Genomic DNA, 9,851 nt, shown 5'->3' on the forward strand with positions numbered 1-9,851 from the left:
GGGTCGGAGCCATGGCACAGACGGAGGGCCCGGTGATCGCGGTGTGGCCGGGTAGCGCCTACCCGCTCGGCGCGACGTACGACGGCGCGGGCACCAACTTCTCGCTGTTCTCCGAGGTGGCCGACGCGGTCGAGTTGTGCCTGATCGCCAAGGACGGCGCCGAGACCCGGGTGCCGCTCGAGGAGGTCGACGGCTTCGTCTGGCACGCCTACCTGCCGACGATCGCGCCGGGTCAGCGTTACGGCTTCCGCGTGCACGGCCCGCACGACCCGGAATCGGGTCACCGCTGCGACCCGGCCAAGCTGCTGCTCGATCCCTACGGCAAGGCGTTCGACGGCTCATTCGGCGCCGGCCCCGCGCTGCACACATTCGGCGCGGACACATTGGGACACACCATGACCACGGTGGTGATCAACCCCTTCTTCGACTGGGCGTCCGAACGCGCGCCCAGGCGTCCGTACCACGACACGCTGATCTACGAGGCGCACGTCAAGGGGATGACGGCCACCCATCCCGCTGTGCCGGAGGAGCTTCGGGGCACCTACGCCGGCCTGGCGCACCCCGCCATCATCGACCACCTGCAGGGCCTCGGGGTCACCGCGATCGAGTTGATGCCCGTGCACCAGTTCATGCACGACCAGACCCTGCTCGACCTCGGGCTGCGGAACTACTGGGGCTACAACACCTTCGGATTCCTGGCCCCGCACGCCGATTACGCCGCCACCACCAAGGCGGGCGGTGCGGTCACCGAGTTCAAGGCGATGGTGCGGGCCTACCACGAGGCGGGCATCGAGGTGATCCTCGACGTGGTCTACAACCACACCGCCGAGGGCAACCACCTGGGCCCGACGATCAACTTCAGGGGCATCGACAACGCCGCGTACTACCGTCTGGTCGAGGGCGACCTGGCGCACTACATGGACTACACGGGCACCGGGAACAGCCTCAACGCCCGGCACCCGCACACGCTGCAACTGATCATGGATTCGTTGCGGTACTGGGTGACCGAGATGCATGTGGACGGATTCCGCTTCGATCTGGCGTCGACCCTGGCGCGCGAACTCCACGATGTGGACCGGCTGTCGGCGTTCTTCGACCTGGTGCAGCAGGACCCGATCGTCAGCCAGGTCAAGCTGATCGCCGAACCCTGGGACGTCGGCGAGGGCGGCTACCAGGTGGGCAACTTCCCTGGCCTGTGGACGGAGTGGAACGGCAAATACCGCGACACCGTCCGTGACTACTGGCGCGGCGAACCGTCGACCCTCGGAGAGTTCGCGTCCCGCCTGACCGGCTCGTCGGATCTGTACGAGGCGACCGGGCGCAGGCCGAGCGCCAGCATCAACTTCGTCACCGCGCACGACGGCTTCACCCTCGCGGACCTGGTGTCCTACAACGACAAACACAACCGGGCGAACGGCGAGGACAACAAGGACGGCGAGAGCCACAACCGGTCCTGGAACTGCGGGGTGGAGGGCCAGACCGACGACCACGAGATCCTGGCGCTGCGGTCCCGTCAGCAGCGCAACCTGCTGGCCACCCTGCTACTGAGCCAGGGCACCCCGATGCTCGCGCACGGCGACGAGATGGGCCGGACCCAGCACGGGAACAACAATGTGTACTGCCAGGATTCGCCGCTCGCCTGGATGGACTGGTCGCTCGCCGAGACGAACGCGGAGCTGGTCGAGTTCACCCGCAACGTGATCGCGCTGCGGGCAGCGCATCCGGTGTTCCGGCGCAGGCGGTTCCTCGAAGGCGGTCCGATCCGGTCCGGCGAGCAGGCCCGCGACATCGCCTGGCTGACCCCGGCGGGCGAGGAGATGACGCCGGCGGACTGGGGCAGCGGGTTCGGCAGGTCGTTGGCGGTGTTCCTCGACGGCGAGGGCATCCAGGAGCCCGACCAGCGCGGCAGGCGGGTGGTCGACGACTCGTTCCTGTTGTGTTTCAACGCCCATGACCAGGCGCTCGAGTTCACCGTCCCCGATGACGGCAGCGGCGCGCACTGGGCGGTCGCGCTGGACACCGCCGCCGACACCGGCCTGGTCGACGCGGTGGTCGGCGGCGGCGGGACCACGAAGGTGGCGGCGCGGTCGGTCGTCGTGCTGCGTTCGGTTCCGTGACCGAGCCCGCGATCACCGGCACCTACCGGCTGCAGCTGCGCGGGGATGCGTTCACCCTCGACGACGCCAGGCGGCTGGCGGACTACCTGGACGATCTCGGTGTCTCCCACCTGTACCTGTCCCCCGTGCTGACCGCGACCGCGGGATCGACCCACGGATACGACGTCACCGACCCGACGACGGTGTCCCCCGCACTGGGCGGCCGGAAGTCCTTGGCGGCGTTGGCGGCCGAGCTGCGCGGCCGCGGGATGGGCCTGATCGTCGACCTGGTGCCCAATCACGTCGGGGTCGCCGACCCGAGGCAGAACCACTGGTGGTGGGACGTGCTCCGGCACGGCCGCGACTCCGAGTACGCGTCGTACTTCGACATCGACTGGGCGCAGGGACGATTCGCGGTGCCCGCGCTCGGCGACGACGAGCCTCTCACCGTCGACCGCACCGGACCCGAGCCGATGCTCGCGTACCACGAACACCGGTACCCGATCGCACCCGGAACCGACAGCGGCGACGCGGAGGCGGTGCACTCGCGGCAGGCATACGAGCTGGTGGACTGGCGCAGCGGCCGCGTCGGCTACCGGCGGTTCTTCACCGTGGGCGAACTCGCCGCGCTGCGCCAGGAAGATCCGGCGGTATTCGAGGCGACCCACCGTGAGGTCCGATCCTGGGTGACGGACGGACTCGTCGACGGGGTGCGGGTCGATCACCCCGACGGGCTCGCGGACCCGGCCGGCTACCTACGCCGACTGCGCGAGCTGCTCGGGCCGGACCGATGGCTGGTGATCGAGAAGATCCTGGCTCCGGGCGAACCGCTCGACCCCGCGCTCCCGGTGGATGGCACCACGGGATACGACGCCCTCGGCGAGCTGACCGGGGTGTTCCTCGACCCCACGGGCGAACAGGAGCTGACGGACCTGCATCGACTGCGCACCGGCGACCGAGGCGATTCGCAGTCGCTGCGCAGGTCCGAGGATTCGCTCAAGCGCGAGGTGCTGCGTGGCGGCCTGGCCCCGGAGGTCCGCCGCGTGGTCGGCGCGATTCGCCGCGATTGCTCAGCCGACCTCGACACCGAAACCCTGACCTCGGCAGTGGTGGAGACCCTCGCGCTGGTCCCCTACTACCGCACCGACTACGGCCCGACGTCCGCCGCGCTCGGCGAGGCGATCGGCGTTGTGTCCGAAGAGCATCCGGAGCTGCGCGACGCGCTGTCGGCGCTGTCCGAGGCGGTGAGTTCGAACGGCGAGGCGGCGGCGAGGCTGCAGCAGGTGTGCGGCGCCGCGATGGCCAAGGCCGTCGAGGACCGCCTCTTCTACCGGACCGCACGGCTGATTTCGTTGCAGGAGGTGGGCGGCGATCCGGGGACCTTCGGCGAATCGGTTGCGCAGTTCCACCTCGCGCAAACCGGGCGGGCGCGGCACTGGCCGGCGGCGATGACCACCCTGTCCACCCATGACACCAAACGGGGCGAGGACGTGCGGGCCCGGATCGGCGTGCTGTCACAGGCCGCGGGGCTGTGGTCCTCCTCGGTGCTCGCGTGGGAGGCACTCGCCCCGAGCCCGGACCCCGCGACCGGACTGTTCCTGTGGCAGACGATGTTCGGGGTGTGGCCTGTCATCGGCGGACCGGACGCCACGGTGCGCGCACGACTGCACGCGTACGCGGAGAAGGCAGTGCGGGAATCCGGAGTCTGGACGTCCTGGGAGCGCGTCGACGCGGCCTTCGAGTCACGGGTCCACGCCTGGATCGACGAGGTGATCGACGGTCCGGTCTCGGCGTCGATGTCGGACCTCGTCCGAATCCTCGCGCCGCACGGCCGGATCGACTCCCTCGGACAGAAGCTGCTGCAGTTGGCCGGTCCGGGCATCCCGGACGTGTACCAGGGCACCGAACTGTGGGAGGACTCACTGGTGGACCCGGACAACCGGCGCCCGGTGGACTTCGGCGTGCGGCGACGGCTGGCGGCCGACCTGCGGCCGGTGTCGGCCGTCGACGCGGTCGCGAAGCTGCTGGTGACCCGCGCCGCCCTGCGCCTGCGACGGGAGCGGCCGTCGAGCTTCGTCGGCGGCTCCTATGCCGCGATCACCGCCGACGGTCCGGCGGCCGCACACCTGCTCGGGTTCGCGCGCGGCGAGGACGTGGTCGCGGTCGCCACCCGGCACAGCCTCGGCCTGGCCGAGCGCGGCTGGCGCGACACCTCGGTCTCGCTGCCGCCCGGCACGTGGATCGACCGGCTCACCGGGCAGGTGCTCACCGGCGAAGTGCAGGTAGCGGCGTTGTTTGACCGGCTACCGGTAGCGCTGCTCGTCCGCGACTGAGCTGCGCGCATTCCGCTGACCGAGACCATTCGGCACTCGATGACGAAACATCGCCTACTGTGAACTGCAACACGTTCACGATGCACCCGGAAGGCTTACAGCAATGGCGGATCGGTTCGAAGGCAAGGTCGCATTCATCACCGGCGCGGCGCGCGGTCAGGGCAGGGCCGAGGCGGTCAAGTTCGCGGAGGGGGGCGCGGACATCATCGCCCTCGACGCGTGCATCGACTTCGCCTCGACGCCCTACGCGGGCGCGACCGAGGAGGATCTCGCCGAGACCGTCCGCCTGGTCGAGGAGCAAGGCCGCAAGATCGTCGCCACCAAGGCCGACGTCCGCGATTTCGCCGCGGTGACCGCCGCTCTCGATGCCGGCGTCGAGGCCTTCGGCCGACTGGACTATGTCGTCGCCAACGCCGGAATCTGTTCGTCGGCCCTGTCCTGGGAGATCACCCCGGAGCAGTGGCAGGAGACCATCGACGTCAACCTGACCGGCGTGTTCTTCACCTGCAAGGCTGCCATCCCGAAGCTGATCGAACAGGGCGAGGGCGGCGCCATCGTCGTCACCAGTTCGGTCTCGGCGCTCAAGGGTGCACCCTTCGTCGGCCACTACGTCGCCAGCAAGGCCGGTATCGCCGGCCTGACCCGGACCATGGCCAACGAGCTCGGCATGCACAAGATCCGCGTCAACAGCGTGCACCCGTATGGCGTCAACAGCGGCATGATCATGTCCGACATGCTCCCGCTGCTCGAGCGCTTCTCCGACACCCTCGCTCCCGCCTTCATGGCCTCGCTCCCCTATGGATTCAGCGAGCCGGAGGATGTCGCCAACGTGGTCGCCTTCCTCTGCTCGGACGAGGCCCATCACATCACCGGCATCAACATGCCGATCGATCTGGGCAACGCCGCGCGCTGACCCCGTCAGTACATCGACGAACCGCCGGCCGGGATCACCCGACCGGCGGTTCGTCGTCGGCGTGGGAAGTCCGGCGCTGCTCGAAACTTGATCTCACCCATCGTCATCGAGTCTGGACATGCTCGTCGAGGAATTGCTGTGTCATCTCGGCAATCGCCGCGGCGTTGGCGTGGAACAGGTAGTGGTGGCCGTCCATGATCGAGACCTGTTGGATCGCCGGGTTGCTGATCGCGGCGCGGTGCGCGGGTTCCCATTCCGGTTCCACCTCGAGGGTGGAGGCGGCGAGGATCGACAGGGCAGGCAGCGTCGACGGGAACACGGCGCCCTCGGCCGCTCGCACGTTCTCCGCCCCGCGGGCCATCTCGTCCAGCACGGTCGGGTTCAGCACCCACGAGTACGCACGCAGGTACAGGTCCTGCTGGTCCGAGCTGTACTCGGCTGTGTCGCCGAGGCTCTCCCGGTAGTCGGCCACCAGGCCAAGGTAATCGGTGCTCTTGTCCAGGGCGATCAGGTCTCGGGTGCCGCCGACCGCGTTGACGCCGGACATCCACCTCGGCCAGTCCGGCGAGTCCGTGGCGCCGTCGGAGGTGTAGCGCTCGTCGTCCAGGCCCACCACTGCGGCGACCTCGTCCGGGTGGTGGGTGGCCCACCACATCGCATACAGACCCGAAATCGAATGGGGCATCAGGACGTAGGGGCCGCTGCGCCCCAGTTCCCGGAGCGCAGACCGGGTCTCGTCGACGATCGCCTCGCTGGTACGGGGGACGTCGGTGCCGTCGCTGAGACCCAGCCCGAAAGGCTCGACGGTGACGACCGTGTTCTGTTCCGCCAGGCGCCGGGCCAGCGGGGCGAAGCCGAGGATCGGCTCCGGCGTGCCCAGACCCGGCATCAGGACGACGGTCTGCGGTCCCGAACCCTGGACCGCGACGCTCATCCGGTGCCCGTCGACGTCGACATACCGATGTCCGGGGCCGATCAACTGCTCGATGGCCTGCTTGTCGCGCGGCGTCTGCCACCAATGGACCGCCGCTGAAATTCCAACGGCAACAACGACTACCGAGACCAACCCGGCGAAGATCCATCGCACCACACGAAATAGCCTGCGCCGCGACTTCGGAGGCGCACCCAAGGGTAAGGCGCGCGGTGCGTACCGCTCTGGCGGAGGACCTTTCACGGAAGAGGATCGACGACCAGCCACTGCACCGTGCCTCCTACGTTCCACACTGCGTCTTGATTGTCGAGAGCCGCCACGTACACGACCCCAGCTTGTGCGCCGGTGATCTCACCGCTCAGACCTGACGGTGGACTGGGCTCGAGGAACTCGGAAGGGTCCGGCCCTGGCCACACAGGTACATCATGTGGGGAGATATCGGTGTCAATGAAGGCCGGTCGGTGTACGACCACCCGATCGGGAATGGGTTTGGATTCCGCCGCCACTGTGATGCCTGTTCCCGAGACATCTTCATTGCCTCCGCTACCGCAGCCCACCACGGCAAGAGCAAGACCTGCGACTGCCAAACCCACCACTGCACGACGTACGTGCACCGTTTGCTCCCCTCCGGTCACCTAAACCCTCTGCGCGAGTCCACCATCGCATGTAGGGATCGCCACCACTCACGCTTTCGCCGGGATCCGCGAGCGGTGTGGCAGCCTGGCTTGATGGGCAAGCACCGAAAGCGGTCCGTCGCCGATCGAGAGCATGGCACTGCTCAGGCCGGCGGTGCCGTCGCCCTCGCCACTGCTGTCAGTCGAATCACCGGATTCGTGCGGACGGCAGCGCTCGCCGCGGTCCTGGGCACAGCTGCGGTCGCCGATGCGTACAACGGAGCGAACAGCTTCCCCAACATGGTCTACGCACTGCTGCTCGGCGGGATCCTCACCAGCATCGTGATACCACTGCTCACGCGGGCTCGAGCGCGTGGCGTGGCCGGGGAACTCGAGTTCACCCAGCGATTGCTTTCGGCCGCCACCGTTGCGATGGCCGCGATCACCGTTGTGGCCGTGTTGTGCACTCCGCTTCTCACCGCCTTGTTCGTCGACGACTCCGCGCAGCGGGTTCTGGCCACATTCTTCGCTTACCTCCTGCTGCCGGAGATCTTCTTCTACGGATTGACGGCCTTGCTGACCGCGGTGTTGAACGTGCGGGGCATCTTCGGGCCCGGAGCGTGGGCTCCGGTGGTCAACAACATCATCGTGCTCGTGACGGTCGGGGCATTCGTCCTGCTACCCGGTCCACTGACCCTCACCCCGACGTCGATGACGGCGGCGCAGGTCGCGACCCTCGGGGCCGGAACCGGGTTGGGGATCGCGGTGCAGGCAGGTTGGGTGGTGATGGCCCTGCGGCGCACCGGCTTTCGGTGGCGTTGGCGGGGCGTTCGGCTTCTCCCCTACACGTGGCGGCCCGTCCGCAGGGGACTTCCGCTGCTCGGTTGGGTGATGGCGTATGTCGTGACCAGCCAGATCGGCGTCGCGGTCGTGCTCAAGGTGGCGTTCAGTCACGGCGGTGTCTCCACCTACACCTATGCAGATCTGCTGTTCCAAGTCCCCTACGGCATTCTCGGGGTGTCGCTGCTGACCGTGCTGATGCCGCGGATCTCCCGTGCCGCCGCTGACGGTGATCGTGCCGCGATACTGTCCGATCTCGGTCGCGGAGCCCGATACTCGGTGGTGGCGCTGGTCCCGGTCACGGTCGCGATGACACTTCTCGGGCCCGCCCTGTCCACCGTCATCTTCGTCGGTCGCGTCGAGGTCGCCGACGCTCGGTTGATCGGCACCGCGCTGGCCGTGTCCGCGTTCGGGCTGGTCCCGTTGGCGATCGTCATGCTGCAGCTGCGCGTCTTCTATGCCGGCAACGATCTGCGCACCCCTGCATTGATCAACGTCGCGATGGTCGCTACGAAGATCGTGGTGGTCCTCGTAGCCTCGGCGACCCTGCCCGATCGCGGAGTGGTGCTCGCGCTGTGCGTCGCCGGGTCCGTCTCCTACCTCGCCGGGGCGACCCTGGGCCACTACCTGCTACGCCGTCGCTACGGCTTGCTCGGATTCCACCACGTGCGCGACACCGCAATGGGGGTCGGGACAGCCGCGGTGATCGCGGGAACTGCCTGCTTCGCTGTCGTCCGGATCACCGAGTCGTACATTCCAGATCCCCGAAGCGGTGCTGCTGCCTCCCTGTTTGCCGGCACGCTCACAGCGCTGATCATCTTCGCCATTGCCGCGAAGGCCATCGGGATACCGGAAATCCGTCATGCCCGTGCCATCTTGCGGCGCTGATACGTCAGCATGACTGCCGGCCGAGGACGTGTCGGAATGCCTTCTCAACCCTTGAACCTCACGATTCGACGCCGTCAAGCACGTCGCGGAGTCGCAACAAGGCAACCTTCCAGCCCCGCTCCAAGGCATTACGGGCCATCTTCTGTCGACGGTCATCGATGTCAAAGCCTGTTTGCGTCAACAGAAATCGCGTGCCGCAGCCCTGCGGATGGAGCATCCAGTCGACAACCCACCGCGCGGGATCCTCAGCTCGCAGATCGGCCCAGCTGAATTTCAACTGCTCACCTGGCCGAGCCACCAGGACTTCGCAGGCAATCTCACCGGTCGGCTGAGTGGGTACCTCGAGAACGAACTGCGTTCCGACTGACGCAACGAACCCGATGGATCGAGTCATCCACCGCTCGAGCAGATCCGGCTCTGTCAGTGCACGCCAAACGGCGTCTGGCGACTGCGGGAAGAAACTGCCGATCTCGACAGCAGCGGGATTCAACTCTGCGTCAGCAATCATCGGCCGCCCTTTCATCAAGTCCAACCTTGTCCGAAGCATGCCACGACGGATCGCCGTGCATCGAGACCCGCTAGAACCCAACGATGGGTTTTGGCAGGCGCACAGAGCGTCGAGCACGAACTCTCGCGCGACCATCGGAGTCGGAAGTTCGTCCGCATTCCACCATTGCGGGCCGCGGCCTTCTCAGGCTCCACCAGTCGTGGCTCATCAGTTGCAAGCCAAGCGTGAGCGCTGTGCAGCCTGCACCCAACGACAGCCGCCATGGTGCAGATGTACAGGACGGCGACTGCACGCGCTGACGCGGAACGACGTCTCGGGGGCCTTCACACGATCCGTGGCTTCGGATCATGCCCTTCCCCAGAGACCGCCACCTGACAGTGCGAGAACAGCGCCTACCGCCGCGAGCGTCAGCCAAGAACAACGTTCACCAGCGCCGCCACGCACGCTCTCGGCGGCGAACCTCGCCAATTCCTGCCCATTGTTTGCGCCGAACGCCGAGAGTAGAGTCGAATGCATGTTCGAATCGCGTGGTGAGGTCAGGGTCGGCGAGGTGAGGCCGGGCGCCGAGGCGGGGGCCTTCTCGCTGCTCGATGATGTCGCTGCGTTGGAGGATGTCGGGTTGTCGTGTGTGGTCGAGAATCGTTTCGCGGCGCGGAAGGTGTTGGCGGCGGGTCGGTTCTGGGAGTCGTGGATCGAGCGTGATGTGCGGTTGGGGTCGGGCGACATCA

7 protein-coding genes are annotated in these 9,851 nt (G+C 67.5%); 5 read left to right on the forward strand and 2 right to left on the reverse strand.

Features of this window, described 5'->3' with window-relative positions:
* Positions 1–11 precede the first annotated feature (11 nt).
* The 3 genes from glgX (at position 12) to ACFXMV_RS22980 (ending at position 5,342) form a co-directional block, all read left to right on the forward strand.
* Positions 12–2,117, forward strand: coding sequence for a glycogen debranching protein GlgX (gene glgX, locus ACFXMV_RS22970; protein ID WP_378498574.1), 2,106 nt, complete (start codon positions 12–14; stop codon positions 2,115–2,117).
* Positions 2,114–4,429, forward strand: a complete 2,316-nt coding sequence (gene treY, locus ACFXMV_RS22975; RefSeq protein ID WP_378502966.1) for a malto-oligosyltrehalose synthase — start codon at positions 2,114–2,116, stop codon at positions 4,427–4,429. Before glgX ends, treY begins: the two co-directional genes overlap by 4 nt.
* Positions 4,430–4,532: 103 nt before the next feature.
* Positions 4,533–5,342 carry a mycofactocin-coupled SDR family oxidoreductase gene (locus ACFXMV_RS22980; RefSeq protein ID WP_378502967.1) on the forward strand — a complete coding sequence of 270 codons (810 nt, stop codon included), beginning with the start codon at positions 4,533–4,535 and terminating at the stop codon, positions 5,340–5,342.
* Between the two features lie 103 nt (positions 5,343–5,445).
* On the opposite strand, the gene ACFXMV_RS22985 is transcribed toward ACFXMV_RS22980, so the two are convergent.
* Positions 5,446–6,432 (reverse strand): alpha/beta fold hydrolase, encoded by a 987-nt coding sequence (locus ACFXMV_RS22985; RefSeq protein WP_378501033.1) that lies wholly within the window; start codon positions 6,430–6,432, stop codon positions 5,446–5,448.
* 569 nt (positions 6,433–7,001) lie between these two features.
* Between ACFXMV_RS22985 and murJ the strand changes: the two genes are divergently transcribed.
* Positions 7,002–8,615, forward strand: a complete 1,614-nt coding sequence (gene murJ / locus ACFXMV_RS22990) for a murein biosynthesis integral membrane protein MurJ (RefSeq protein WP_378501032.1) — start codon at positions 7,002–7,004, stop codon at positions 8,613–8,615.
* 58 nt (positions 8,616–8,673) lie between these two features.
* On the opposite strand, the gene ACFXMV_RS22995 is transcribed toward murJ, so the two are convergent.
* A complete protein-coding gene (locus tag ACFXMV_RS22995) occupies positions 8,674–9,123 on the reverse strand; it encodes an SRPBCC domain-containing protein (protein ID WP_378501031.1) in 450 nt (149 codons plus the stop codon).
* A gap of 514 nt (positions 9,124–9,637) precedes the next feature.
* On the opposite strand from ACFXMV_RS22995, the gene ACFXMV_RS23000 reads away from it, so the two are divergent.
* A partial coding sequence (locus ACFXMV_RS23000) for a hypothetical protein (protein WP_378501030.1) occupies positions 9,638–9,851 on the forward strand: 214 nt, incomplete at its 3' end.

Source organism: Rhodococcus sp. NPDC059179 (assembly GCF_042754885.1).
Classification (GTDB): Bacteria; Actinomycetota; Actinomycetes; order Mycobacteriales; family Mycobacteriaceae; genus Rhodococcus_G.